The organism is Microbacterium sp. EST19A (assembly GCF_019969685.1).
GTDB lineage: Bacteria > Actinomycetota > Actinomycetes > Actinomycetales > Microbacteriaceae > Microbacterium.
Genome location: NZ_JAHXYZ010000003.1, coordinates 241,585 through 266,259, shown reverse-complemented (window position 1 = coordinate 266,259; position 24,675 = coordinate 241,585). Strand labels below are relative to the sequence as shown.

The window sequence follows — 24,675 nt, the reverse complement described above, 5'->3', positions numbered from 1 at the left end:
GGGCCGTGCAGCCCTCGATGTAGTGGATGTAGCTGTCTTCGTCCGCGATGATCAGCGTCCGCTCGAACTGGCCCATGTTCTCGGTGTTGATGCGGAAGTACGCCTGCAGCGGGATCTCGACGTGCACCCCCTTGGGGACGTAGACGAAGGAGCCGCCCGACCACACGGCGGTGTTGAGAGCGGCGAACTTGTTGTCGCCGGCCGGGATGACCGTGCCGAAGTACTCCTCGAAGAACTCGGGGTGCTCGCGCAGGGCCGTGTCGGTGTCCATGAAGATGACGCCCTGCTGCTCCAGGTCCTCGCGGATCTGGTGGTAGACGACCTCGGACTCGTACTGCGCGGCGACGCCGGCGACGAGCCGCTGGCGCTCGGCCTCGGGGATGCCGAGGCGCTCGTACGTCTCGCGGATCTCGACAGGCAGGTCCTCCCAGGACTGCGCCTGCTTCTCCGTCGAACGGACGAAGTACTTGATGTTGTCGAAGTCGATCTCGCTGAGGTCGGCGCCCCAGGTCGGCATCGGCTTCTTGCCGAAGAGCTGGTACCCCTTGAGACGGGCCTTCAGCATCCATTCGGGTTCGTGCTTGAGAGCCGAGATGCCGCGGACGACATCTTCGGAGATTCCGCGTTTCGCAATGGCTCCGGCCGCATCTTCATCGTGCCAGCCGAACTCGTACACCCCCAGGCTGTCCAGCTCCGGGCGGTCGATCAGAACATCCGACATCTCACACTCTCCTCAACAGGTCCCAAACGGTGTCATCCGCCCCGGCACACGTGATCCCCGTCGAGTCTGCGGGAGTGTGTGCCGTTGGTGGGCCCTCATCACCGGCGCATTCTTCGCGCCTAAACTGTTGTCGATGCTTCAGCGCTGTCAGCGCTCATCGCAACAATCCGATTCTACAGGTTTCGCCTGACAACCGGGCCGTGCCCGCCGAGTCAGCCCCGGTCCGGAGGACCCATGCCCGACACGAAGATCCCCGCCGCCACCGCGAGAACCGGCGGCGGACCGGCCACCACGGCGCTGCGACGCGTCGGCTGGGGACGCGCGCTCCCGATCCTCGCCTGGCTGTCGTTCATCACCGAGACCATCATCATCGGGACGGGCGGCGCCGTGCGGCTCACCGGTTCGGGCCTCGGATGCTCGGAATGGCCGCTGTGCACGCCCGAATCGCTCGTGCCGACGCCGGAGCAGGGGATCCACGGGATCATCGAGTTCGGCAACCGGATGATGACCGGCGTGGTCGGGATCATCGCGATCGCGGTCGTGCTGCTCGTGCTGCAGCGCATCGGCGGCCGGCGCGCACTGGTCTCGTCGCTCTGGTTCGCCGGCGGCGGGATCGTGGCCGCGGTCGCGGCGTACGCGATCGCCCGCCCGCTCGACAAGGACCTGGCCTTCCCTGTCGCCGCCGCCGTGCTGCTGCTGGTCGTCATCGCCGCTGCCGTCTACTCCGTGCGCACGGCCACCGAGCGTCGTGATCTCATCCTGCTCTCCTGGATCACGCTGGTCGGGGTGGTCGCGCAGGCATTCGTCGGCGGCATCACCGTGCTCACGGGGCTCAACCCGTTCATCGTCGGGTTCCACTACACCTCGTCCCTGCTGCTGGTCTGCGTGACGGCGGCGTTCCTCGTGCGCATGTACGCCGTGCCCGGCCCGCGTGAGCGTGCGGTCCCCGGATGGTTCGCCGCGATCAGCCACGTCACGGGCCTCGCCCTCGCGGTCACGATCGTGTTCGGGGTGCTGACCACGGGCTCGGGACCGCACTCCGGCGATGCCGACGTGTTCCGGCACGGCTTCGACGCGACGATCCTGGCGCACGTGCACTCATGGCCCGGGTACATCCTCGCCGGGCTCGTCCTCGTGCTGACGATCGCGGCGTGGACGCTCCGCCTGGAGCCGCGGCGCTGGCTGCTCGTGCTGGTCATCGCGATCGCGGTGCAGGTCGGCGTCGGCGTGCTGCAGGCCCGAGAGGGTCTCCCTCCCCTGCTCGTCGGCATCCACATGGTGCTCGCGTCGCTGTCGGCCGCCACCTACACGGTCGTCGTGCTGCACCTGAAGCGTCCGGTGACCTCCGCGGAGTGATTCGCACAGGCTGTCCATAGGTTGCACATCGGCGTCTCATCAGCGCGTCGGGGATCGTGGCCCGTATGAACAAGTCACTCACACGAAGCATCGGATTCTGGCTCCTCCTGGTCGTGTCCCTCGCCACGACGGCAGTCGGCGCCTGGCTCATCTCCGGCCAGATCGGCACGATGACGACCACGCTGCTCGATGGCACGGCCACCGGCGTCGAGGTCTACGTCGGGCAGTCGCTCGTCGTCGTGGGCGCCGGCGTGCTCGCCGCGGGGATCATCGGCATCCTGCTGACTCTCGGACTCGTCGCCGCGCGATCGCTCGTCCCCGCGCCCGCCCCGGCGGTCGTCGAGGCGATCGACTGGACGACCGAACCGGCCGAGACCTCCGTCGCGACCGAGACCGCACCGGCGGCCGAAGCGGAGCCCGTCGTCGTCGACGCGGAGCCCGCAGATCTCGCTGCGGACGCCGCTGTCGAGAAGGATGCCGACATCGCGAAGGATGTCGACGCGCCGAAGGACGCCGACGAGACGGCACCGGCCGTCACGCGCTGATCAGAGAACTCCCGGAGCGGCGTCGAGCGATCGGCGCCGCTTCGTCGTCTCCGCGACACGGCGAATCAGGCCGAACCGCCGTCGTCCAGAACGGCGAGCCTCAGAACGGCAGCAGCGGATCGAGCGCGACGGCGACGAAGATCAGCGTCAGGTAGGTGATCGATGCGTGGAACACGCGCATCGGCCGGGCCTCGGTGCCGTGCACGGCGCGGTTGTAGAGGCGGTGCGACTCGTAGATGAACCATCCGCCGAAGACGAGAGCCGAGACGGTGTAGACGAGGCCCATGTTCGCGATCGGCACGAGCAGCAGCGAGCAGGCCACGGTCGCCCACGCGTACAGGATGACCTGGAGCCCGACCTGCGAGGCGTTGCGTGTGACGCCCAGCATCGGCACGTCGACGTCTTCATAGTCGCCCTTGTACTTCATCGACAGCGGCCAGTAGTGCGGCGGCGTCCAGAGGAAGACGAGCAGGAAGAGGATGAACGCCGGCCAGTCGAGAGAACCGGTGACGGCCGACCAGCCGATGAGCACCGGGAAGCATCCGGCGATACCGCCCCAGATGATGTTCTGCTCGGTGCGGCGCTTGAGGATCATCGTGTAGATCACGACGTAGAAGAAGATGGCGACGGCCGACAGCGTCGCGGCCAGCCAGTTCGTGGTGAGCCACAGCCAGACGGTCGACGTGATCGCGAGCGTCCACGAGAAGATCAGCGCGCCGCGCGGGCTGACCTCGCCCGTGACGAGAGGCCGCTTCTCGGTGCGGTGCATGTGCGCGTCGATGTCGCGATCGAGGTACATGTTGAACGCGGCCGCCGAACCGGCGCTCAGCGACCCGCCGATGACCGTGGCGAGCACGAGCCACAGGTTCGGGAGTCTACCCTGGGCGAGGAACATCACCGGAACGGTCGACACCAGGAGCAGTTCGAGGACGCGCGGCTTGGTGAGGGCGACGTACGCCTTCAGGGTACGACCGAGGGACTTCCCCACAACGGTCTGATCAGACATCGTCGAGATCTCGATCGCCTCCTCCGCACGCGTCACGACAGCCCTTCCAGTCTATGGCACAGCCGCATGCAGCCACCGCCGCGGACGGTCTCGCAGTGCTTCCCCTTACGACTCGACGAGCCGTAATCGGGACTAATGGCGAACCCTGCGGCGTTATGCTGAGAAGACTCGCGCGCCCGGCGCTCATCACACTCTTCCGTAGCGATGCGGACCGCGATTCTGCTCTCCGGGTGCTCTCGAACTGTGGAAGAAGGGCTTCACCGTGTCGGAATTGCAGTGGGATGAGATCGATCGGCGCGCGGTGGACACCGCGCGGATCCTGGCGGCGGATGCTGTGGAGAAGGTCGGCAACGGCCACCCCGGTACCGCGATGAGCCTGGCTCCTGCCGCGTATCTCCTCTACCAGCGCGTGCTCCGTCACGACCCGACCGATGTCGACTGGCTCGGCCGCGACCGATTCATCCTCTCGGCGGGCCACTCCTCCCTCACGCAGTACGTCGAGCTGTACCTCGGCGGCTTCGGTCTCGAGCTCGACGACCTCAAGGCTCTCCGCACGTGGGGCTCGCTGACCCCGGGACACCCGGAGTACGGTCACACCAAGGGCGTCGAGATCACGACCGGCCCGCTCGGACAGGGACTCTCCTCCGCCGTGGGCTTCGCGTACGCCTCCCGTTACGAGCGCGGTCTGTTCGACCCGGATGCCGCGGCCGGCACCAGCCCGTTCGACCACTTCGTCTACGTGATCGCCGGTGACGGCGACCTGCAGGAGGGCGTGACCAGCGAGGCGTCCTCGCTGGCCGGTCACCAGCAGCTCGGCAACCTCATCGCGATCTACGACTCGAACCAGATCTCGATCGAGGACGACACCAACGTCGCCTTCACGGAAGACGTCGCGAAGCGCTACGAGGCCTACGGCTGGCACGTGCAGGTCGTCGACTGGAAGAAGACCGGCCAGTACGTCGAGGACGTCGCCGAGCTCTACACCGCGATCGAGGCCGCGAAGGGCGAGACCGCGAAGCCGTCGCTCATCATCCTCAAGACGATCATCGGCTGGCCGTCGCCCGGCAAGCAGAACTCCGGCAAGATCCACGGCTCCGCCCTCGGCGCCGACGAGCTCGCCGCGACGAAGAAGGTGCTCGGCTTCGACCCCGAGCAGAACTTCGCCGTCGCCGACGACGTCCTCGCGCACACCCGCGGTCTCGCGGCGCGGGCCGCCGAAGAGCGCGCGGCCTGGCAGGAGTCGTTCGACGCCTGGGCCGCGGCGAACCCCGAGCGCAAGACCCTGCTCGACCGCCTCGAGGCCGGAGAGCTGCCGACGGGTATCGACGACGCCCTCCCGGTGTTCGAGAGCGGCAAGGAGGTCTCGACCCGCGCGGCATCCGGTCAGGTCATCAACGCCCTCGCCGCCGAGCTCCCCGAGCTGTGGGGCGGCTCCGCCGACCTCGCCGAGTCGAACCTCACCACGATCAAGGGCGCCGCGTCCTTCATCCCCGCCGAGTGGTCGACCCACGAGTGGTCCGGCAACCCGTACGGCCGAGTGCTCCACTTCGGCATCCGCGAGCACGCGATGGGCGCGATCGTCAACGGCATCGTGCTGCACGGTCCGACCCGCCCGTTCGGCGGCACGTTCCTGATCTTCAGCGACTACATGCGCCCGTCGGTGCGTCTCGCCGCGCTGATGAACATCCCGAGCATCTTCGTCTGGACGCATGACTCCGTCGCGCTCGGTGAAGACGGCCCGACCCACCAGCCGATCGAGCAGCTCGCCACGCTGCGCGCCATCCCGAACTTCTCGGTCGTACGCCCCGCGGACGCCAACGAGACGTCCGTCACGTGGCTCGAGATCCTCCGCCGTCAGGCCGGCCCGACCGGCATCGCCCTGACCCGCCAGAACATCCCGGTGTTCGAGCGCGGTGAGGGCGCGGCATCCGGCGACGAGTTCGCCGCCGCCTCCGGCGCGGTCAAGGGCGCGTATGTGCTCGCCGAGGCGCCGAACGGCACCCCCGACGTCATCATCATCGCGACCGGTTCCGAGGTGCAGCTGGCGGTCGACGCCCGCGAGGCGCTCGCTGCCGACGGCGTGAACGTGCGCGTCGTCTCCGCCCCGTCGCTGGAGTGGTTCGACGAGCAGGATGCCGAGTACCGCGAGAGCGTGCTCCCGGCATCCGTCACGGCTCGCGTCTCGGTCGAGGCGGGCTCTGTGCTCAGCTGGCGTGGGATCGTGGGCGACCGCGGCCGTTCGGTCGGCATCGACCACTTCGGCGCCTCCGCCGACTACAAGACCCTGTTCGAGAAGTTCGGCATCACCACCGAGGCCGTCATCGCGGCCGCACGCGAGACCATCGCCGCAAACAGCACCAAGGAGAACGCATGAGCACCCCCACCGCACAGCTCGCCGCCGCAGGTGTCAGCATCTGGCTCGACGACCTGTCCCGCACCCGCATCTCCTCGGGCAACCTCGCCGAGCTGATCGAGTCGCGCAACGTCGTGGGTGTCACCACGAACCCGACGATCTTCGCGAACGCGATCACCGACAAGAGCAACACCTCCTACGACGCGCAGGTCACCGAGCTCGCCGCGTCGGGTGCCAGCGCCGAGGAGGCCGTGTTCGCCGCCACCACGCAGGACGTCACGGCCGCTCTCGACGTGTTCCGCCCCGTGTGGGAGCAGTCGGGCCACGTCGACGGCCGCGTGTCGATCGAGGTCTCCCCCGACCTCGCGCACGACACCGACGGCACCGTCGCGCAGGCCAAGGAGCTGTGGGCGAAGATCGACCGTCCGAACCTGCTGGTCAAGATCCCCGCGACGAAGGCCGGCCTGCCCGCCATCGCCGAAGCCATCGGCGCCGGCATCAGCGTCAACGTCACCCTGATCTTCAGCCTCGAGCGCTACGCCGCCGTCATCGACGCGTACCTCACCGGCCTCGAGACGGCCAAGGCCGCCGGGATCGACCTGTCCACGATCGAGTCCGTCGCGTCGTTCTTCGTGTCACGCGTCGACACCGAGACCGACAAGCGCCTGTCGGCGATCGGCACGGATGCGGCCGAAGCACTCAAGAGCAAGGCCGGCCTCGCCAACGCGCGTCTCGCTTACGAGCTGTTCGAGCAGACCTTCGCAGGCGACCGCGCCAAGGCGCTGCGGGATGCCGGAGCGAACCTGCAGCGTCCGCTGTGGGCCTCGACCGGTGTCAAGGACCCGGCACTGCCCGACACGCTGTACGTCACTGAGCTCGTCGCCCCGGGCGTCGTGAACACGATGCCCGAGAAGACCCTCGAGGCGACGTTCGACCACGGCGTCGTCACCGGCGACACGATCACCGGCGGTTACGACGACGCCCGCGCCGTGTTCGCCGGTCTCGCCGAGGTCGGCATCGACTTCGACGACGTCACCCAGGTGCTCGAAGACGAGGGCGTCGCGAAGTTCATCGACTCCTGGCACGACCTGCTCACCCAGGTCGCCGAAGGCCTGGAGGCCCAGCGATGACATTCTCCATCCACACCTCGGGAGCCGCTCGCGCAGCGATCGACGAGACGGTGCCGAGCCTCGTCCACGACCTGATCGCCTCGCGCATCACCAACGGCGACGCGACCCTCTGGGGTGCCGACGCCGAGGCCGAGGCCGCGGTCCGCCTCGGCTGGGTCGAGGCCGTCTCGATTTCCCGTCCGCTGGTCGCCGAGATCACGGCGCTCCGTTCCGAGCTCCAGGCGAAAGGCGTCTCGCGGGTCGTGCTCGCCGGCATGGGCGGTTCGTCGCTCGCCCCCGAGGTCATCGCGCAGACCGCCGGAGTGCCGCTCACGATCCTCGACTCCACGGCTCCCGGCCAGGTGCTCGCCGCCCTCGACGAGGGTCTCGCCGACACCGTGCTCGTGGTGTCGTCGAAGTCCGGCTCGACCGTCGAGACCGATTCGCAGCGTCGCACGTTCGAGGCCGCCTTCCGCGATCTCGGGATCGATCCCACCGAGCGCATCGTCGTCGTCACCGACCCGGGCTCTCCGCTCGACGCCTCCGCGCGCGAGGCGGGCTACCGTGTCTTCAACGCCGACCCGAACGTCGGCGGACGCTACTCCGCCCTCACCGCCTTCGGCCTCGTGCCGTCCGGCCTCGCGGGCGTCGACATCGACGAGCTCCTGAACGAGGCCGAGGCCTCGCTGCTCGAGGTCGCCGTCGATTCGGCCGACAACCCCGCTCTGCGCCTTGGCGCGGCGATCGCGGCGACCAACCCGCGTCGCGACAAGCTCGGCCTGATCACCGACGGCACGCACATCAACGGCCTGCCGGACTGGATCGAGCAGCTCATCGCGGAATCGACCGGCAAGAACGGCACCGGCATCCTTCCGGTGGTCCTGCTGCCCGTCTCCCCCGAGCTCGACTCGAAGCCCGCCGACCTGCAGATCGTCCGCCTGGTCGACGACGCCAACGAGTTCCACCTGCACGAGCGCCACCCCGGCGAGATCCTCGTCAGCGGCACCCTCGGCGCGCAGATGATCGTCTGGGAGTACGCCACGGCGATCGCAGGTCACCTGCTGCGCATCAACCCGTTCGACCAGCCCGATGTCGAGTCCGCGAAGATCGCCGCCCGCGGCCTTCTCGATGCCCGTCCGGAGCCCACGGAGCCGGCGTTCACCGAGAACGGCGTCGAGGTGCGCGTGTCCGACCCGGCTCTCGCCGCATCCGGCACCGTCGAAGGCGTGCTCGACGCGCTCTGGGCGCAGCTTCCCGCCGACGGCTACGTGTCGATCCAGGCCTACGTCAACCGCCTCGAGGTCCCGCAGCTCCAGGGCCTGCGCGAGCTCGTCGCGGCCGACTCCGGACGCCCGACGACGTTCGGCTGGGGACCGCGGTTCCTGCACTCGACCGGTCAGTACCACAAGGGCGGACCGGCCCAGGGCGTGTTCCTGCAGATCCTGGAGCGCACCGACGTCGATCTCGAGATCCCGGATCGTCCGTTCACGTTCGGTCAGCTCATCCAGGCGCAGGCCGCGGGCGACGCCAACGTCCTCGCGGAGCACGGCCGCCCGGTGGTCTCGCTGACCATCACCGAGTCGTCCGACGACGTGCTCGCCCTCTTCGAAGCCGCACAGAAGTAGACAGCAGGAGAATCCCCCACCGATGTCTGTTCCCATCTCGCGCGGGCACAACCCGCTGCGTGACCCCGATGATCGTCGCCTCAACCGGATCGCGGGGCCCAGCGCCCTCGTGATCTTCGGGGTCACCGGCGATCTGTCACGCAAGAAGCTGATGCCCGCCGTCTACGACCTCGCGAACCGCGGTCTGCTGCCGCCCGGGTTCGCCCTCGTCGGGTTCGCCCGTCGCGACTGGGAGGACCAGGACTTCGCGCAGGTCGTCTACGACGCCGTCAAGGAGCACGCGCGCACGCCGTTCCGCGAGGAGACCTGGACGCAGCTGCTGCAGGGTATCCGGTTCGTCTCGGGAGAGTTCGACAATCCCGACTCGTTCCGCAAGCTCCGCGAGACGGTCGAGACGCTCGACGTGGAACGCGGCACGATGGGCAATCACGCCTACTACCTGTCGATTCCGCCGAAGGACTTCCCGCTCGTCGCGAAACAGCTGAAGGACTCGGGGCTCGTCGGGGAGGATGCCGACGACGACGAGCACTGGCGCCGTGTGGTCATCGAGAAGCCGTTCGGACACGACCTCGAGTCCGCCCGCGCCCTCAACGCGGCGCTCGAGGTGGCGTTCCCCGCCGACTCGATCTTCCGCATCGACCACTACCTCGGCAAGGAGACGGTGCAGAACATCCTGGCGCTCCGTTTCGCCAACGAGCTGTACGAGCCGATCTGGAACCGCAACTACGTCGACCACGTGCAGATCACGATGGCCGAGGACATCGGCGTGGGCGGCCGTGCCGGCTACTACGACGGCATCGGCGCGGCCCGAGACGTGATCCAGAACCACCTGCTCCAGCTGCTCGCGCTCACGGCGATGGAGGAGCCCATCAGCCTCTCCGCCGAGCATCTGCGCGCCGAGAAGGAGAAGGTCCTCGCGGCGGTCCACGTGCCGGAGGACCTCTCCCAGGCGACCGCCCGCGGTCAGTACGCCGGCGGATGGCAGGGCGGCGAGAAGGTCACGGGCTTCCTCGACGAGGACGGGATGAACCCCGACTCCACGACCGAGACCTACGCGGCGATCAAGCTCGAGATCGACACGCGCCGCTGGTCGGGTGTGCCGTTCTACCTGCGGACCGGCAAGCGCCTCGGCCGCCGCGTCACCGAGATCGCCGTGGTCTTCAACCGCGCGCCGCAGCACCTCTTCGGGCGGGGCAACGCCTCCGAGCTCGGACAGAACGCGCTCGTCATCCGCGTGCAGCCCGACGAGGGCGTCACGATCCGCTTCGGCTCCAAGGTGCCGGGCAGCGGCTCGAACGTGCGCGACGTCACGATGGACTTCGGCTACGGCCACGCGTTCACCGAGGCCAGCCCCGAGGCGTACGAGCGTCTGATCCTCGACGTCCTGCTGGGCGATCCGCCGCTGTTCCCGCGGCACGAGGAGGTCGAGCTCTCCTGGAAGATCCTCGACCCTGTCGAGAAGTTCTGGGCGGCCGTCGGCGGCCCGGTGGAGCAGTACGCGCCCGGCTCGTGGGGACCGGCAGCCGCCGACGACCTGCTGGCCCGCGACGGACGAGTCTGGAGACGACCGTGATCATCGACCTTCCCGACACGACCGTCAGCCAGGTCGCGAAGCAGCTCGTCAAGGTGCGCGAAGAGGGCGGCGCCGTCGCCCTCGGCCGCGTGCTGACGCTGGTCATCTCGGCGCGCAACGGCGTCGCCGAAGCCGCCATCGACGCCGCGAACGACGCGTCGCGCGAGCACCCCATGCGGGTGATCGTGCTCACCACCGGCGAGGGAGACTCCCGCCTCGACGCGCAGATCCGCGTCGGCGGCGACGCCGGCGCCAGCGAGGTCGTCGTGCTCCGTGCGTTCGGAGACGCCGCCAGCAATGAGGAGAGCCTGCTCACGGGCCTTCTCTTGCCCGATGCGCCCGTGGTCGCCTGGTGGCCCGAGGAGGCCCCGGAATCGCCGGCGACGTCGCCGCTCGGAAAGATCGCGCAGCGACGGATCACGGATGCCGCGACGGCACCCGACGTGCGCGATCGGCTCGCGCTGCTCGGCCGCACGCACGCGCCCGGCGACACCGACCTCGCCTGGACCCGCCTGACGCACTGGCGCGAGCAGCTCGCCGCCGTGCTCGACCAGCCGCCGTACGAGTCCATCACCGCCGTCGAGGTGCGCGGAGCGGCCGCCTCCCCGTCGACCGCGCTGCTGGCCGCCTGGCTGCAGATGGCGCTGGAGGTTCCGGTGCGCTGGTCGTACGAGGATCCCGAGCACTGGCAGGAGGGCATCAAGTCGGTGCGCCTCACTCGTGAAGCCGGCGACATCACTCTGGAGCGCCCGACGCCGGGCGTCGCGGTGCTGACGCAGCCGGATCAGCCGAACCATGATCTGCACCTGCCGCGCCGCACGCTGCGCGAGTGCCTCGCGGAGGAGCTGCGACGCCTCGACCCTGATGTCCTGTACGGTCGAGTGATCACCGAGGGCTGGGAGAAGCTGGGTCCGCCCGAGACTGGAGAGTGAAGTCGATGCAGGTATCGTCCGCAGAGAAGCGGGTCGTGGTGGAAGCCACGCCTGCCGCTCTCGCCGCCCGGGTCGCCGACCGATTCCTCACGCGTGTTCGCGCGCGCACGAAGAACGGCCGGATCGCGCACATCGCCCTCACCGGCGGTTCGATGGGCGGAGCGGTGCTGAGTCAGGCCGCGGCCGATCCGCGGGTGAACAGCATCGACTGGTCGCTCGTGCACTTCTGGTGGGGCGATGAGCGATTCGTCCCGCGTGATGACGCCGACCGCAACGCCGTGCAGTCACGCCAGGCGCTGCTCGATCACATTCCCGTCCCCGCGGAGAACGTGCACGAAGTCGCCGGTTCCGACAGCGGGATCACCCTCGACGAGGCGGCCGCGGCGTACGCCGCCGAGCTCGCCCGCTTCGGCACCGACGAGCACCCCTGGCCGTCGTTCGCCGTCTGCTACCTCGGGGTCGGCCCCGACGGTCACATCGCCTCTCTGTTCCCGGATCGGGACGAGGTCACCGTGACGGATGCCGCGGCTCTGCCCGTGCGCAACTCCCCCAAGCCTCCGCCTGAGCGAGTGACCCTGACGCGTCCGGTGCTCAATTCCTCGAAGCGGGTCTGGCTCGTGCTGACCGGAGCGGACAAGGCGTCCGCTCTCGGGCTCGCTCTCGCCGGTGCGAGCTACACGAGCGTGCCGGCCGCCGGCGCGAAGGGTCGCAAGCGCACGGTGTTCTTCGTCGACGAGGCGGCGGCGTCCGAGGTCTCCCCCGACCTGATCGACCAGGCCTACTGAAGGTCGTCGCTCGACGACGAGGAGTCACTGCCGCGCGCGATCGGCAGTTCCTGGCTGTCGCTGAGCACCTGCGGATGGTAGCGCGCCAGGTTGACGACGCCCCAGACCGCGATCGCTCCGGCAAAGCCGAAGATGATGAGCACCCACCACGGTGCGGCTGCCGCCTCGCCGAGCACGATCATGCCGATGAGCACGGCGATCAGCGGATCGACGACGGTCAGGCCGGCGATCACCAGGTCGGGCGGACCCGAGCTGTAGGCGGTCTGCACGAAGTACGCACCGACGGCCGCGGCCGCGAGGAGCGCCAGCACGCAGATCGCGGTGATCCACTCGAACTGCCCCGCCTCGATGCGCTTGATGACGACCTTCGCCAGCGTGGCGACGAATCCGTAGAGGATGCCGGCGCCGATGACGTAGAACAGTGCGCGCATGCGGCGACGGAGGATCAGCCAGCAGGCGCCGAGCACGATGATCACCACGAGCAGCAATGCCAGGATGACGAAGAGCTCGCGTTCGGTGACCTCCTTCTCCGTCGCGTATATCGCGGCGAAGAACACGAAGAGGAAGATTCCGCCGACGCAGAAGATGATCGCCGTGATCGATTTGCGGGTCGGCGAGTGACCGGAGATGCGGGCGTTCAAGAGCGTCGTGATGACGAGAGCGATCGCGCCGAGCGGCTGCACCACGATGAGCGGAGCCTTCACGAGCGCGGCGAGCTGGCACACGATGGCCAGCCCGAGCATGAGCGTCCCTGCGATCCAGGACGGCCGGGTCAGCAGCGCCTTGATCTGGCTGAAGGAGAGCCCGGACGCGCCGTCCGCCCCGCTGAGGCGTTCGACCTTCTCGACGCCGCGGTGCTGGTACTGCGCGCCGAGCGACATGAACACGGCGCCCGCGAGTGCGAGCGGGATGCCGAGCAGGAGTCCCGGGTTCTGGAAGGCGCCGACGAGCTGATCGCCGACCTCTTCTGCGGTGTTTGCCCATACCCCAACGCTCACACTACGACCCTACCTGCCGCACCCTGCACAGTAGGGTTGTGACGTGGCTGTACTTCCGATTCGCATCATGGGCGACCCCGTGCTTCACTCCCCCGCCTCTCCTGTCGAAGAGATCACGGACGACATCCGCGCACTCGTCGCCGACATGTTCGAGACGATGGATGCCGCTCCCGGCGTCGGGCTCGCCGCACCTCAGGTCGGTGTCCCGTTGCGCATCTACACCTACGCGTATGTGGACGACGACGACCAGCCGTGGCGCGGCGTGCTCATCAATCCGGAGCTGTGGATCGCTCCGATCGAGCCCGGCGATCCCGATCCCGACCTCGAGTCGGAGGGCTGTCTCTCCTTCCCCGGCGAGCGTTTCCCCTTGCGCCGCTCGGAGCGCGTGCGCCTCACGGCGACCGATCTGGAGGGCCGTCCGGTGACGATCGACGTCGACGGCTGGCGCGCGCGGATCATGCAGCACGAGTTCGATCACCTCGACGGCGTCCTGTACGTCGACCGCCTCTCGGACGGCGACTGGAAGACCGTTCAGAAGATCGCGCGCAAGCGCGGCTGGGGGCGTGCCGGAGTCAGTTGGATGCCCGGCGTCGACGACCTCGAAGGCTGACCCCGCTCCCAGCGCAGTCACAGGATCCTTGGAGTTGCATCACAGACTCCAGGACGGATAGCGTGGATCGACGCGTGCGGAATACCGGCACTGCGTACACACGGGACGTTCTGGAGGGGACAAGATCATGATGAAACTGCGCAATCGACGCGCTCTGGTGCTGGCAGGAACGGCGGTGGCGCTTTCCCTCGCCCTCAGCGGCTGTAGTGCCATCAACGACATTCTCGGCAGCGGTTCCGGCGACGCCGACCGCGACGAGGAGACCGGTCAGGTCACCGAGAGCGCGAACATCGACGTCTTCTCCGTGAAGCTCGGCGACTGCATGGCGGACACCGGTTCGGGCACGCTCACCGACGCGAACGTCCTGCCGTGCGATGAGCCTCACGATCTCGAGGTCTTCTACGAGATCAAGATGGACGACGGCGACTTCTCGGATGAGGCGATCGACACCGCATCGCAGGGATGCATCGGCGACGCGTACACGACCTTCGTCGGCGTCGCATACGCGGATTCCGCGCTCGACGTCACGACTCTGACCCCGACCAAGGAGTCGTGGGAGCAGAACAACGACCGCGTCGTCCAGTGCCTGATCGTGGATCCCGCCGGCCAGACCACCGGATCCCTGCAGGGTGCAGCACGCTGATCCACCAGCATTCCGGAGATGGCCCCGCCGAACGGCGGGGCCATCTCTGCTTCATCGGGCTGTCGGCCGTGCGCGCAGGTGGATGCGCTTGCCTTCCCTGCTGAAGATCGACACGACCTCCGTCGGCCCTGGGCCTGCGGACGAGAGCCAGTGCGGCACGCGCGTGTCGAACTCCGCGGCCTCTCCGGGACCGAGCGTGACGTCCTGATCTCCCAGGACGAGTCGGAGTCGTCCGGATATGACGTAGAGCCACTCCTGACCGTCGTGCACCTTCGGCTGCGGCACCGCGGTGATGCCCGCCGGGTGCGGGGGGAACGTGACCTTGAAGGTCTGCACAGGACTCGACGCCGGCGAGAGGGACTCATAGCGGATCCCCTCGACCTCTCTCGTCGTCCGTGACACGCGCGGATCGGGCACGGCGCGCGGCACGACGTCGTCGAGGCCGATGTCGAGTGCGCGCGCGATCGGCACCAGCAACTCGAGGTTCGGCGCTCTCTTCCCTGCCTCCAACCGCGACAGAGTGCTCGGCGAGATGTCGGTGAGCGCGGAGAGCTCGACCAGGGTCATGCTCCGCTTCTCCCTCCAGCTCTTGAGCCGGGGACCGATGAGGGCGAGCGAATGATCGGACATGTGCGCTCCTGTTGCTGTTTCGGCATCGATATTTGCCGAAAGCGTATCAGCTGCGCAGAGTGGTGACATGACCGATCGAACTGCTCCCTCCCCCGCATCCGACTCTCTCGCCCCCGCGCGTCCGACGATCTCCGACGAGCACTGGGACGTCATCATCATCGGCGGAGGCTCCGCCGGCCTGAGTGCCGCGCTCATCCTCGCGAGGGCACGTCGCCGCGTGCTGGTCCTCGACGCACGTCAGCCGCGCAACAGGTTCGCACCCCACATGCACGGGGTCCTGAGCCGCGACGGCTACTCGCCGCTCGACCTCGTCGCCGACGGATACCGAGAAGTCCGCGCGGTCGAGGGTGTCATCGTCGATGCCCGCGTCGCGACGACCCGTGCGATCGACGACGGGTTCGAGGTCGTGATCGAGTCCGGTGAGCGGGCCACGGCGCGTCGTCTCATCGTCGCCACGGGAGCGCGGGATGCGCTGCCCGAGATCCCCGGACTCGCGGAGCAGTGGGGCCGCGGTGTCGTCGCCTGCCCCTACTGTGACGGATACGAGGCGACGGGTCGTGCCATCGGCGTCCTCGCGACGTCTGTCCCAGGACTCCACAAGGCGCACATGCTGCGGTCCTACTCCGACGACATCACCGTCTTCACGGCTCTCGCCGGCCCCATCCCCGACGAGGAGCGGCTCGTCCTCGAAGCACGGGGCATGCGCGTCGAGACACGGTCGGTGACGCAGGTGATCGCGGATGCCGATCGCCTCACGGGATTCGGTCTGGAAGACGGGACGACCGTGCCGGTCGAGGTCGTCTTCGCCGAGCCTGCGCTCGTCGCGCTCGACGAGCCGCTGCGACAGCTCGGTGCGGAGCGCGCCGACTCGCATTTCGGCCCGTGGACCGTCGTCGACGCCTTCGGCAGGACGAGCATCGACGGCGTCTGGGCTGTGGGCAACTCCGCCAGCCCCGCGGCGCTCGTGCCGCTCGCCATGGGCTCCGGTGCCACCGCCGCGCTCGCGATCAACGGTGAGCTCGTGGCTCTCGACGTGGCCGCAGCGGCCGAGCGCGTCGCGGCAGCGGTGGTGACCTCGTGAGCCACGAGAGTCATCGGACCGAGCCGCCTGTCGATCCTGCCGAGTTCTGGGAGGATCGCTACCGATCCACGCGCGGCGAGCACGGTCAGGTGTGGAGCGGGCGCGTCAACGAGGCCGTGCAGCGGGAAGTCAGCGGCCTCCGCCCGGGAACAGCTCTCGAGCTCGGCTGCGGCGAAGGTGGAGACGCGCTCTGGCTCGCGGAGCAGGGGTGGTCCGTGACAGCGATCGACATCTCCTCCACGGCCCTCGCCGTGGGCGCCGCCGAAGCCGAGCGCGCAGGCCTCTCCGAGCGGATCCGATGGATCCAGGCCGACCTCGCGACCTGGCGGCCGTCGGCGGAGTTCGACCTCGTGACGACCGCGTTCCTGCACTCCCCCGTCGAGCTCCCGCGCGAGGAGGTGCTGCGCCGTGCAGCCATGGCGGTCGCCCCTGGCGGCAGGCTTCTCGTCGTGGGTCATGGAGCCGTGCCGCCTGGGTCGAAGCTCAGCCACCACGAGCAAAATGGTCCCCCGCTGCCGACGCCGGGAAAGGTTCTCGCGTCGCTCCACCTCGCCGCCGACTGGGTCACCGAGACGAACGCGCTGGTCGAGAGACCCGCGGTCTGGCGTGACGGGTCAGCCGTCACTCTCGTCGATGCCGTGTTGCGCGTACGACGCGGACCAGGCCCAGACGCGTGAGCAGGCGGCTGCGCTATCCTCACTGAGCGCGCACGACGACCCTTCGGCGTCCGGACCGGCGCCACGAGAGGAGATCACCGATGTTCACCGGCCTGAGCGCCTTCCCCCTGACGCCCCTGCGGGACGACTCGTTCGACGAGGCTTCGTACGCACGTCTGATCGAACGTCTCGTCGCGGCCGGTGTGGATTCGCTCACCGCGCTCGGTTCGACGGGCTCGTACATGTACCTGGACCGCGAGGAGCGCCGCCGTGTCGCACGCGCAGCGGTCACCCTGGCGGGCGATGTGCCGGTCATGGTCGGCGTCGGAGCCCTGCGCACCTCCGAGGTGCAGCGACTCGCCGACGATGCGCAGGATGCCGGCGCGAGCGCCGTGCTGCTCGCGCCGGTGACGTATCAGGCGCTCACGGACGACGAGGTGTTCGCCTTGTTCGAGGACGTCACCGCCGGGCTCTCGGTGCCGCTCGTCGTCTACGACAACCCCGGCACGACGCACGTCACCTTCACCGACGACCTCTACGGGCGGATCGCGACGCTGCCGCACGTCGCCTCGATCAAGATCCCCGGCGTGCCGTCGGATCCGCAGATCGCCGCCGCACGAGTGCAGGCGATCCGCGGGCGGATCCCGAGCACCGTGAGCATCGGCGTCTCCGGCGACTGTCTCGCGGCGACCGGGCTGAACGCCGGGTGCGATGCCTGGTATTCGGCCATCGGCGGCACGCTGCCCGTCCCGGCACTGACCATCACCCGCGCGGCGCAGAGCGGTGACCACGCGGCGGCGACCGCGGAATCGATGCGCCTGCAGCCCCTGTGGGACCTGTTCGCCGAGTACGGGAGCTACCGGGTGACGGCCGCGATCGCCGAGCACCTCGACCTGGTGGCCCCGAACTCGCTTCCGCGTCCGGTCCAGGCTCTGAACCTGCAGGGGCGTACGAAGGTCGCCGAGATCACGGACCGACTCGGACTTCGCGGCTGAAAAGGAAAAGGCCCGGAACTCGCCTGAGTTCCGGGCCTTCTATTGGCTCCCCGGCTTGGACTCGAACCAAGAACCTGCCGGTTAACAGCCGGCTGCTCTGCCAATTGAGCTACCGAGGAATGTGCTCCGCTGCGCGGGCAACTCGACAAGCTTAGCAAACTCCGGACCGCACTCGTGACACCGGGGCGGGGTCAGCGCGGGTCGGGCGTGTCGTGATCAGTGACGCGAATCCGACTCCGCGTTGGGCACCCAGAGCAGGTCCTTGCCGACCCCGCGCGCGACCACGTGACCGCCGCGCAGCATCAGTGTCTCGGCGTTCAGCTCGCGGATGAACGCCGCGTCGTTGGTCACGAGAAGAGCGGCCATCGACTCCTCCTTGCGGCGGCGGGTGATCGCATCGAACACGACCGGGCGCACCTCCAGGTCGAGGTTCGCGAGCACCTCGTCGGCGATGAGCACCTTCGGCTCCAGGATGAACGACCGGGCGATGGCCACGCGCTGACGCATACCCGCACTCAGCTCGTACGGGAACTTCGCGGCTGTGCCGAGCGGGAGGTGCAGTTCGTCGAGCAGCGTCGCGACACGGATCGAGAGGGCCTTGGTGTTGACCCGGCGCTCACGGACCAGGATCGGCTCGGCGATCACCTCGTTGACGGTGAGGCGGGGCGGCAGATCGGCGCCGGCGCCCTGTGGGACGAAGCCGGTGCGGTAGGTGAGGATGCGGTGCTTCCGACCGGGCCTGCGCACGTCGACCCCGCAGACCACGGCGCTTCCCCCCACGACGCGCACGGACGGGTCGGTGGACCCGGCAAGAGCGGCGACCAGAGTGGACTTGCCGGATCCGGTCGGGCCTGCGACGCAGATGAGTTCGCCCGGCGCGAGAGAGAAGGTGACACCGTCGACGGCGCGAGTGGGCGAGCCGTGCCCGATCCGGTCGATCACCAGATCCGAGCAGTCGATCGCGTTCGAGGATTCCGGCCGGCGGGACATGTCTCTATCCTGCCCTCTGCAGACCCGCCGCCCGCGTTACGACTCGGCGAACCGCTGACGCTCCGCATCGATGTCTCGCAGGCGCACGCGCAGGGCTCTGCCGCCGTCGGACTCTGCGGGAACGCGCTGCACCGCACCGAGCAGCTCCTGCTTCTCGCGCTCCAGCTGACGGAGGATGAGCCGACGTGCGAGGTCCGTCGCCGAGGTCAGCGCACCCTCCTCGTTCTTGGCCGGGAACGGCGTCATCAGCAGCTCCCCCGCCAGAGAGCGATACGGCTCGCGCACGCTGTTCACGGCATCCGTCACCCACCCCGCGCGTGTGCGATCCGGAGCGGCCGCGACGGCCTCGCGCACGGCGTCGAGGCCGGGCGTGCGGAACGGAGCGCCGAGCGCACGGTTCAGGAGTGTCTGATCCACCTGGTGCCCGTACTGCAGCGCGCCCATGAGCGCGTCGCGTTCGACCGCGACGTCGGCAGTGCGCGGCAGACTCGCGAGGGTCACCGGCGCGACGGACGCGGCACCGGTCGCCGGATCGACCGCGGGGGTCTCGCGACGAGCAGCCGGTTGGTGCGAGGCGCCACGCGCGGCGCGCTCGACCTCGTGGCGCACCTCGGTCGGGTCCATGCCGAGGCGGCGCGCCAGCACTCGCTCGTAACCGGGGCGGAGGAGCTGGTCGCGGATCTCCGCGACGATCGGCGCCGCAGCACGGAGCGCTCCGACGCGACCCTCGACGGTGGAGAGGTCGAAGCCGCCGAGCTTGCGGTCGATCGCGAACTCGAACATCGGGACCTTGGCGTCCATGAGGCCGCGCACGGCGGCATCCCCGCGCTGCAGACGCAGATCGCACGGGTCGAGGCTGTCCGGTGCGACGGCGACGAACGTCTGGGCGTTGAAACGGTCGTCCTCCGTGAACGCGCGGAGCGCCGCCTTCTGTCCCGCCTCGTCGCCGTCGAACGTGAAGACGACCTCGCCCGACGCGTTGTCGTCGCCCATGACGCGGCGCAGCACCTTGATGTGCTCGGTGCCGAAGGCCGTGCCGCAGGTCGCGATCGCCGTCGTGAGCCCCGCGAGGTGGCAGGCCATCACGTCGGTGTACCCCTCCACCACGACGACCCGGCGAGGGTCGCCCCGCGAGATGTCGCGCTTGGCGAGGTCGAGCCCGTAGAGCACCTGAGCCTTCTTGTAGATCGGCGTCTCCGGAGTGTTCAGGTACTTCGGTCCCTGGTCGTCGTCGAAGAGCTTGCGCGCGCCGAAGCCGATGGTCTGTCCGGAGACGTCGCGGATCGGCCACACCAGACGGCCGCGGAACCGGTCGTAGACGCCGCGCTGGCCGGTCGAGACCAGTCCCGACGTGACGAGCTCGTCCCGCGTGAATCCCTGCGCGGTGAGCGCCTTGAGCATCCCGTCCCAGCCGCGCGGTGCGAAGCCGACGCCGAAGTGCGCCGCAGCTCCGGCATCGAAGCCGCGTTCGCCGAGGAAGCGCCGACCGGCCTCGGCATCCGGAGTCAGCAGCTGCGCACGGAAGAACTCCGCGGCCGCCGTGTTCGCCGCATAGAGACGGCTGCGTCCGCTGGTCTCGGGAGCCGCTCCCCCGTCTTCGTAGTGCAGCGTGTAGCCGATACGGCCGGCCAGGCGTTCGACGGCCTCGGTGAAGCTGACGTGGTCCATCTCACGGAGGAACGAGTAGACGTCACCCGACTCTCCGCAGCCGAAGCAGTGGTAATAGCCGACCTGCTGCCGCACGTGGAAGCTCGGACTCTTCTCGTCATGGAACGGGCACAGTCCCTTGAGGGATCCGACACCCGCCGACTTCAGGGCGACACGCTCGCCGACGATGTCGGCGATATTGGTGCGCGCCTTGACCTCGTCGACGTCGGCCTGCCGGATGCGGGGCATCAGCCCACCCCTTCGGCGACGGGCCGCCTCTCGGCGTGCGCGCCCGCCCTGGCGCGGGCATGCCGTGGCGTCCAGATGCCAACCTCGGCGGGGTCGATCTCCCCCACCAGGCGGTTGTGCCAGTCGATCGCGCTCTGATCCGTGAGGCTGGCGATCTGGTCGACCACGACCCGCGCGCGCTCGGCGTCGTCGACGGCGGCGACGAAGTCCGCGGCGAAGGCGGGCTCGAGCACGTCGGCGCCCGCCGACCAGAGGGCATCCGTCGACCAGAGCGAATCGGCGAGCCGCTTCAGCACCCGACGCTGCTCCTTGTACACGCCCTTGCGCGCGTCGATCGTGACGATCGCCTGACCCATGATGCCCTTGAGCACGGCGATCTCGGCCTCGACGACCCGGGGAACGACCACGTGGGCGTTGTAGCGCACGAGGTTGCTTCCGCCGTAGGCTGCACGCGTTGCCGACACGGAGGCGCGGGCGAAACGGCCGATCAGATCGCTGGTCAGGTTCTTCAGACGCGCGAGCGCCTGACGGGAGCGGTCGAACGACGCGAGCCACATCGACTGCGAAGCCAGACGGTAGAGGGCGTCAGCGAGCTCGTCGCGGGTGAAGTCGTATCCGACCCACTGCTGGATACGGCCGACGAGGGCATCGTGTCCGCGCGGGTCGGCGAGCTGCGCGACGTCGACGTAGCCGTTGACGATCGCGTCTTCGAAATCGTGCACGGAGTAGGCGATGTCATCGGAGAGGTCCATGATCTCGGCCTCGATGCAGCGCAGCCGTCCGGGAGCGCCTTCCCGCATCCATCGGAACACGGCCTCGTCTTCGGGGTAGACGCCGAACTTCAGCCGTCCGCCCGGGTCGGGGACCGGACTGTCGACTGTCCACGGGTACTTGCAGGTCGCGTCGAGGCTGGCCCGGGTGAGGTTGAGACCGACCGAGTGGTCGTCGTCGTCCAGGACCTTCGCCTCGAGCCTCGTGAGGATGCGGAGGGACTGCGCGTTGCCCTCGAACCCGCCGATGTGCTCGGCCCATTCGTTGAGCGCGCGCTCCCCGTTGTGACCGAACGGCGGATGCCCGAGGTCGTGGCTGAGGCACGCCGTGTCGACGACGTCGGCCGAGACACCGAGGGCCGTGGCGAGCTCGCGGCCCACCTGCGCCACCTCGAGCGAGTGCGTCAGGCGATTGCGCGCGAAGTCGGCCGTGCTGGCGGGACTGAGCACCTGTGTCTTGGCGGCGAGGCGGCGGAGAGCGGCGGAATGCAGCACCCTCGCGCGGTCGCGGGCGAAGTCGTCGCGCTCCGATCGGTGCGTCTCCGCGAAGAAACGCTCGGCGTCGCGGGGGTGGTAACCATCGGTCCGCGCGCCATCGTTCGAGTCAGCCACCACTGTTCTCGATCTCCGCTCCACGCATCATCTCGGAAGCCGACGACTCGATCTCCCGCGACTCGAGCCACTTGTCCGGCAGCGCCGGTCGCTTCGGGTGACCGGAGCGACCCCGCTGCCCCTCGGCATCCGCTCCCGGGTAGGGAGCCGCGTGGTCGAGCAGGCCGAGCAGGTCGTCGATCTCGGCGAGGCTCGACGAGGTCGCGAGCCCGGTGCGGATGTCTCCGCCGACCGGGTAGCCCTTGAAGTACCAGGAGACGTGCTTGCGGATGTCTCGGCAGCCGCGGTCCTCGTCGTCGAAGAACTCGACGAGCAGCTGGGCGTGCCGGCGGAAGGCGTTCGCGACGAATCCGAGCGTCGCGTCGACCGGATGCGACTCCGCACCGAAGGCGGCGGCCAGTTCTCCGAAGAGCCAGGGACGCCCGAGGCAGCCGCGACCCACGACGACGCCGTCGCAGTCGGTCTGCTGCATCATGCGCACGGCGTCTTCGGCAGACCAGATGTCGCCGTTGCCCAGCACGGGGATGCTGGTGACCGCCTGCTTGAGCTCGCCGATCGCGTTCCAGTCGGCGTGACCGGAGTAGAACTCGCTCGCGGTGCGGGCGTGCAGGGCGACGGCGGCCGCCCCGGCGTCCTCAGCGGCACGGCCGGCGTCGAGGAACGTCAGGTGGTCGCGGTCGATGCCCTTGCGCATCTTGACCGTCAGCGGGATCGATCCCGCGGCCTTCACGGCCTGATCGACGATGGCGGCGAAGAGGGACGACTTCCAGGGGAACGCTGCTCCCCCGCCTCGGCGGGTGACCTTCGGCACCGGGCAGCCGAAGTTCAGGTCGATGTGGTCGGCATGGTCTTCCGCGACGATGATCCGCACGGCCTCGGCGATCGTCTTCGGGTCGACCCCGTAGAGCTGGATCGACCGCGGGGTCTCCGACTCGTGATGCCGGATCAGGCGCATCGTCGTCTCGTTGCGCTCGACGAGGGCGCGCGAGGTGATCATCTCGCTGACGTACAGCCCGGCTCCGTATTCGCGGCACAGACGTCGGAACGCCGTGTTCGTGATCCCCGCCATGGGTGCGAGGACGACCGGCACGTCGAGATCGATCGGACCGATGCGAAGGGGGCGGGCTGTGGCGGTGGCGAGAGTCATGTCCCCTCTATTCTCCCAGACGCGGAGCCGCTGCGGATGCGGCGACCTAAGCTGTGAATATGACCGATTCTGCGCTCCGTTCGATCCCCTTCACCGATGCTCAGGGCAACGAGAAGACGCTCGATGATCTCGGTGCCGACGTGGTGCTCGTGGTGAACGTCGCCTCGAAGTGCGGCCTCACCCCGCAGTACGAGCAGCTGGAAGAACTGCAGCGCCTCTACGGCGACCGCGGCTTCAGCGTCGTGGGGTTCCCGTGCAACCAGTTCTTCGGTCAGGAGCCGGGTTCCGTCGACGAGATCCTCGAGTTCTGCTCGACGACCTACGGCGTGACGTTCCCCGTCAACGACAAGGTCAAGGTGAACGGCCGCAACGCGTCGGACCTCTACAAGGCGCTGAAGCAGACGGCGGATGCCGGGGGCAAGGCCGGCCGCGTCGAGTGGAACTTCGAGAAGTTCCTGGTGCTGCCGGACGGGGACGTCCTGCGCTTCCGCCCGAAGCAGAAGCCGGACGCCCCCGAGATCGTCAGCGCGATCGAAGCGGCCCTGACCCGTTAGACGGCGGCGGCCTCGGTCTCGTCCTCGGTCTCTCCGCGCTTCGCCCAGAGATCGCGGAGAACGTTCTCGAACGCCGCGGGAGGCTGCGCTCCGGAGATGCCGTACTGACCGTCGATGACGAAGAACGGCACGCCCTGGATGCCGTAGGCCTGAGCCTGCGCCTGGTCCTGACGGACGGCGGGGAGGTACTGCTCGCTCTCGAGCGCCTGCCGAGCGCCATCGGCGTCGAGGCCGACCTCGACCGCGAGCTCGACGAGGTCGTCGATGCGACCGACGTGCTTGCCCTCGGTGAAGTACGCCGACATGAGGCGCTCCTCGAGCTCGTGCTGGAGGCCCTCCGCCTTCGCAAAATGCAGCAGTTCGTGCGCCTTGACGGTGTTGGTGTGCTGCAGCAGGTCGAAGCGGTACTCGAGGCCGGCGTTCGCCGCGACTCCGGTGACGTTCGACAGCATCTGCTCGACCTGCGTGCGCGGCATGCCCTTGTGGCCGGCCAGGAAGTCGATCTCATCGCCGTCGAAGTCGACGGGGGTGTCGGGCGACAGCTCGAAGGAGTGGAAGGTGACGGTGACCTCGGGGGCATCCTCGTCGGCGGAGACGGCTTCGAGGCCCTTCTCCAGATTGCGCTTGCCGATGTAGCACCACGGGCAGGCGATGTCGGACCAGATGTCGATAGAGATGGGTTCGCTCACATCATCATCCAACCCCATGGTTCTGTGAGCTATTCCGGGTTCACCCGAAGATGAAGCTCTCACCCGAGCCTGAGATCACCTCGAGACGCACATCGTCCTGCCATTGCGCCCGAAGGTCATCGATGGCATTGCTCATCTCCTCGCGTTCTGGGTCGCCGGACGTGAGATCCCGCTCCAAGGTGAAGGTGAGCCAGCACAGAGGGTTGTTGGCGCCGTCCGCCCAGATGTCTCCGACGGTGGGCCGTTCTCCGACTGTCTCCTCTATTACCTGTGCCAGCTCCTCGGAGTACCCTTCGCAGGGCGCGTACGCGAGGTAGTCGCCGAAGGCGCAGCCCGTCAATCCGATCGCTCCGACGCCGAACCCGGCTATCGTCGCCCCTATTCTCCGCATCTCCCGAC

The 24,675-nt window shown here is 68.6% G+C and carries 24 protein-coding genes and 1 tRNA gene; 14 read left to right on the top strand and 11 right to left on the bottom strand.

Translation table 11 applies throughout. From position 1 onward, the window contains the following. Positions 1–721, bottom strand: a 721-nt coding sequence (gene sufB / locus LC452_RS19000) for a Fe-S cluster assembly protein SufB (RefSeq protein ID WP_223628186.1), incomplete at its 3' end; no start/stop codon positions are given. A 234-nt stretch (positions 722–955) separates the two neighbouring features. Between sufB and LC452_RS18995 the strand changes: the two genes are divergently transcribed. Further along, positions 956–2,077, top strand: a complete 1,122-nt coding sequence (locus LC452_RS18995; RefSeq protein WP_223628185.1) for a heme A synthase — start codon at positions 956–958, stop codon at positions 2,075–2,077. 65 nt (positions 2,078–2,142) lie between these two features. Then, positions 2,143–2,622 (top strand): hypothetical protein, encoded by a 480-nt coding sequence (locus LC452_RS18990; protein ID WP_223628183.1) that lies wholly within the window; start codon positions 2,143–2,145, stop codon positions 2,620–2,622. A gap of 100 nt (positions 2,623–2,722) precedes the next feature. On the opposite strand, the gene LC452_RS18985 is transcribed toward LC452_RS18990, so the two are convergent. Further along, on the bottom strand, positions 2,723–3,628 hold the full coding sequence (locus tag LC452_RS18985) for a heme o synthase (protein WP_223628198.1): 906 nt from the start codon (positions 3,626–3,628) through the stop codon (positions 2,723–2,725). A gap of 262 nt (positions 3,629–3,890) precedes the next feature. On the opposite strand from LC452_RS18985, the gene tkt reads away from it, so the two are divergent. The 6 genes from tkt to pgl are packed head-to-tail and all read left to right on the top strand — an operon-like array spanning position 3,891 to position 12,005. Then, positions 3,891–6,002, top strand: a complete 2,112-nt coding sequence (tkt, locus tag LC452_RS18980; RefSeq protein ID WP_223628181.1) for a transketolase — start codon at positions 3,891–3,893, stop codon at positions 6,000–6,002. Continuing rightward, entirely contained in the window at positions 5,999–7,111 is a 1,113-nt protein-coding gene (tal, locus tag LC452_RS18975) for a transaldolase (protein WP_223628179.1), read from the top strand. Before tkt ends, tal begins: the two co-directional genes overlap by 4 nt. Then, positions 7,108–8,715, top strand: a complete 1,608-nt coding sequence (locus LC452_RS18970; RefSeq protein ID WP_223628177.1) for a glucose-6-phosphate isomerase — start codon at positions 7,108–7,110, stop codon at positions 8,713–8,715. The genes tal and LC452_RS18970 overlap by 4 nt, the downstream gene beginning before the upstream one ends. A gap of 22 nt (positions 8,716–8,737) precedes the next feature. Then, positions 8,738–10,288, top strand: coding sequence for a glucose-6-phosphate dehydrogenase (gene zwf / locus LC452_RS18965; RefSeq protein WP_223628175.1), 1,551 nt, complete (start codon positions 8,738–8,740; stop codon positions 10,286–10,288). Beyond that, positions 10,285–11,220: a glucose-6-phosphate dehydrogenase assembly protein OpcA gene (locus LC452_RS18960; protein WP_223628174.1), complete on the top strand. Its 936-nt coding sequence runs from the start codon at positions 10,285–10,287 to the stop codon at positions 11,218–11,220. Before zwf ends, LC452_RS18960 begins: the two co-directional genes overlap by 4 nt. Positions 11,221–11,225: 5 nt before the next feature. Next, the gene (gene pgl, locus LC452_RS18955; RefSeq protein ID WP_223628172.1) at positions 11,226–12,005 is read left to right on the top strand and encodes a 6-phosphogluconolactonase; all 780 of its coding nucleotides are present in this window, start codon (positions 11,226–11,228) and stop codon (positions 12,003–12,005) included. Here the strand turns inward: pgl and LC452_RS18950 are convergent. Next, a complete protein-coding gene (locus LC452_RS18950; RefSeq protein WP_223628170.1) occupies positions 11,999–13,003 on the bottom strand; it encodes a DMT family transporter in 1,005 nt (334 codons plus the stop codon). The two genes, pgl and LC452_RS18950, sit on opposite strands and share 7 nt — an antisense overlap. Positions 13,004–13,046: 43 nt before the next feature. On the opposite strand from LC452_RS18950, the gene def reads away from it, so the two are divergent. Both def and LC452_RS18940 read left to right on the top strand, forming a co-directional pair. Next, the gene (gene def, locus LC452_RS18945) at positions 13,047–13,613 is read left to right on the top strand and encodes a peptide deformylase (RefSeq protein ID WP_223628168.1); all 567 of its coding nucleotides are present in this window, start codon (positions 13,047–13,049) and stop codon (positions 13,611–13,613) included. Between the two features lie 127 nt (positions 13,614–13,740). After that, the gene (locus LC452_RS18940; protein WP_223628166.1) at positions 13,741–14,256 is read left to right on the top strand and encodes a septum formation family protein; all 516 of its coding nucleotides are present in this window, start codon (positions 13,741–13,743) and stop codon (positions 14,254–14,256) included. Between the two features lie 51 nt (positions 14,257–14,307). Here the strand turns inward: LC452_RS18940 and LC452_RS18935 are convergent, their stop codons facing one another. Further along, a complete protein-coding gene (locus LC452_RS18935; protein ID WP_223628164.1) occupies positions 14,308–14,886 on the bottom strand; it encodes a helix-turn-helix domain-containing protein in 579 nt (192 codons plus the stop codon). Between the two features lie 67 nt (positions 14,887–14,953). Here LC452_RS18935 and LC452_RS18930 point away from each other — a divergent pair, with 67 nt between their 5' ends. From LC452_RS18930 to LC452_RS18920, 3 genes are all read left to right on the top strand, one after another. Continuing rightward, the gene (locus tag LC452_RS18930) at positions 14,954–15,967 is read left to right on the top strand and encodes an NAD(P)/FAD-dependent oxidoreductase (protein ID WP_223628162.1); all 1,014 of its coding nucleotides are present in this window, start codon (positions 14,954–14,956) and stop codon (positions 15,965–15,967) included. Then, entirely contained in the window at positions 15,964–16,644 is a 681-nt protein-coding gene (locus LC452_RS18925; RefSeq protein WP_223628160.1) for a cyclopropane-fatty-acyl-phospholipid synthase family protein, read from the top strand. The genes LC452_RS18930 and LC452_RS18925 overlap by 4 nt, the downstream gene beginning before the upstream one ends. 80 nt (positions 16,645–16,724) lie before the next feature. Then, a complete protein-coding gene (locus tag LC452_RS18920) occupies positions 16,725–17,618 on the top strand; it encodes a dihydrodipicolinate synthase family protein (RefSeq protein ID WP_223628159.1) in 894 nt (297 codons plus the stop codon). Between the two features lie 43 nt (positions 17,619–17,661). On the opposite strand, the gene LC452_RS18915 is transcribed toward LC452_RS18920, so the two are convergent. The 5 genes from LC452_RS18915 to dusB form a co-directional block, all read right to left on the bottom strand. Further along, positions 17,662–17,737 (bottom strand) — tRNA-Asn (locus tag LC452_RS18915). Positions 17,738–17,834: 97 nt separating this feature from the next. After that, a complete protein-coding gene (locus tag LC452_RS18910; protein WP_223628157.1) occupies positions 17,835–18,608 on the bottom strand; it encodes an ATP-binding cassette domain-containing protein in 774 nt (257 codons plus the stop codon). 36 nt (positions 18,609–18,644) lie between these two features. Further along, on the bottom strand, positions 18,645–20,504 hold the full coding sequence (gene dnaG / locus LC452_RS18905) for a DNA primase (protein ID WP_223628155.1): 1,860 nt from the start codon (positions 20,502–20,504) through the stop codon (positions 18,645–18,647). Then, entirely contained in the window at positions 20,504–21,889 is a 1,386-nt protein-coding gene (locus LC452_RS18900) for a deoxyguanosinetriphosphate triphosphohydrolase (protein ID WP_374197785.1), read from the bottom strand. Before LC452_RS18900 ends, dnaG begins: the two co-directional genes overlap by 1 nt. Continuing rightward, positions 21,879–23,033, bottom strand: coding sequence for a tRNA dihydrouridine synthase DusB (gene dusB / locus LC452_RS18895; RefSeq protein WP_223628151.1), 1,155 nt, complete (start codon positions 23,031–23,033; stop codon positions 21,879–21,881). The genes LC452_RS18900 and dusB overlap by 11 nt, the downstream gene beginning before the upstream one ends. A 59-nt stretch (positions 23,034–23,092) precedes the next feature. Here dusB and LC452_RS18890 point away from each other — a divergent pair, with 59 nt between their 5' ends. After that, positions 23,093–23,587 (top strand): glutathione peroxidase, encoded by a 495-nt coding sequence (locus LC452_RS18890; RefSeq protein WP_223628149.1) that lies wholly within the window; start codon positions 23,093–23,095, stop codon positions 23,585–23,587. On the opposite strand, the gene LC452_RS18885 is transcribed toward LC452_RS18890, so the two are convergent. Further along, positions 23,584–24,276, bottom strand: coding sequence for a DsbA family protein (locus tag LC452_RS18885; RefSeq protein WP_223628147.1), 693 nt, complete (start codon positions 24,274–24,276; stop codon positions 23,584–23,586). The two genes, LC452_RS18890 and LC452_RS18885, sit on opposite strands and share 4 nt — an antisense overlap. A 40-nt stretch (positions 24,277–24,316) precedes the next feature. After that, the gene (locus LC452_RS18880) at positions 24,317–24,667 is read right to left on the bottom strand and encodes a hypothetical protein (RefSeq protein WP_223628145.1); all 351 of its coding nucleotides are present in this window, start codon (positions 24,665–24,667) and stop codon (positions 24,317–24,319) included. Between the last annotated feature and the right edge of the window lie 8 nt (positions 24,668–24,675).

What these genes read in the sequence shown, in the direction of transcription:
- LC452_RS18995 (WP_223628185.1), top strand. Translation starts at nt 956, where the DNA reads ATGCCCGACACGAAGATCCCCGCCGCCACCGCGAGAACCGGCGGCGGA.
- LC452_RS18990 (WP_223628183.1), top strand. Translation starts at nt 2,143, where the DNA reads ATGAACAAGTCACTCACACGAAGCATCGGATTCTGGCTCCTCCTGGTC.
- LC452_RS18985 (WP_223628198.1), bottom strand. Translation starts at nt 3,628, where the DNA reads ATGTCTGATCAGACCGTTGTGGGGAAGTCCCTCGGTCGTACCCTGAAG.
- tal (WP_223628179.1), top strand. Translation starts at nt 5,999, where the DNA reads ATGAGCACCCCCACCGCACAGCTCGCCGCCGCAGGTGTCAGCATCTGG.
- LC452_RS18970 (WP_223628177.1), top strand. Translation starts at nt 7,108, where the DNA reads ATGACATTCTCCATCCACACCTCGGGAGCCGCTCGCGCAGCGATCGAC.
- zwf (WP_223628175.1), top strand. Translation starts at nt 8,738, where the DNA reads ATGTCTGTTCCCATCTCGCGCGGGCACAACCCGCTGCGTGACCCCGAT.
- pgl (WP_223628172.1), top strand. Translation starts at nt 11,226, where the DNA reads ATGCAGGTATCGTCCGCAGAGAAGCGGGTCGTGGTGGAAGCCACGCCT.
- LC452_RS18940 (WP_223628166.1), top strand. Translation starts at nt 13,741, where the DNA reads ATGATGAAACTGCGCAATCGACGCGCTCTGGTGCTGGCAGGAACGGCG.
- LC452_RS18935 (WP_223628164.1), bottom strand. Translation starts at nt 14,886, where the DNA reads ATGTCCGATCATTCGCTCGCCCTCATCGGTCCCCGGCTCAAGAGCTGG.
- LC452_RS18930 (WP_223628162.1), top strand. Translation starts at nt 14,954, where the DNA reads ATGACCGATCGAACTGCTCCCTCCCCCGCATCCGACTCTCTCGCCCCC.
- LC452_RS18920 (WP_223628159.1), top strand. Translation starts at nt 16,725, where the DNA reads ATGTTCACCGGCCTGAGCGCCTTCCCCCTGACGCCCCTGCGGGACGAC.
- LC452_RS18910 (WP_223628157.1), bottom strand. Translation starts at nt 18,608, where the DNA reads ATGTCCCGCCGGCCGGAATCCTCGAACGCGATCGACTGCTCGGATCTG.
- dnaG (WP_223628155.1), bottom strand. Translation starts at nt 20,504, where the DNA reads ATGCCCCGCATCCGGCAGGCCGACGTCGACGAGGTCAAGGCGCGCACC.
- dusB (WP_223628151.1), bottom strand. Translation starts at nt 23,033, where the DNA reads ATGACTCTCGCCACCGCCACAGCCCGCCCCCTTCGCATCGGTCCGATC.
- LC452_RS18890 (WP_223628149.1), top strand. Translation starts at nt 23,093, where the DNA reads ATGACCGATTCTGCGCTCCGTTCGATCCCCTTCACCGATGCTCAGGGC.
- LC452_RS18880 (WP_223628145.1), bottom strand. Translation starts at nt 24,667, where the DNA reads ATGCGGAGAATAGGGGCGACGATAGCCGGGTTCGGCGTCGGAGCGATC.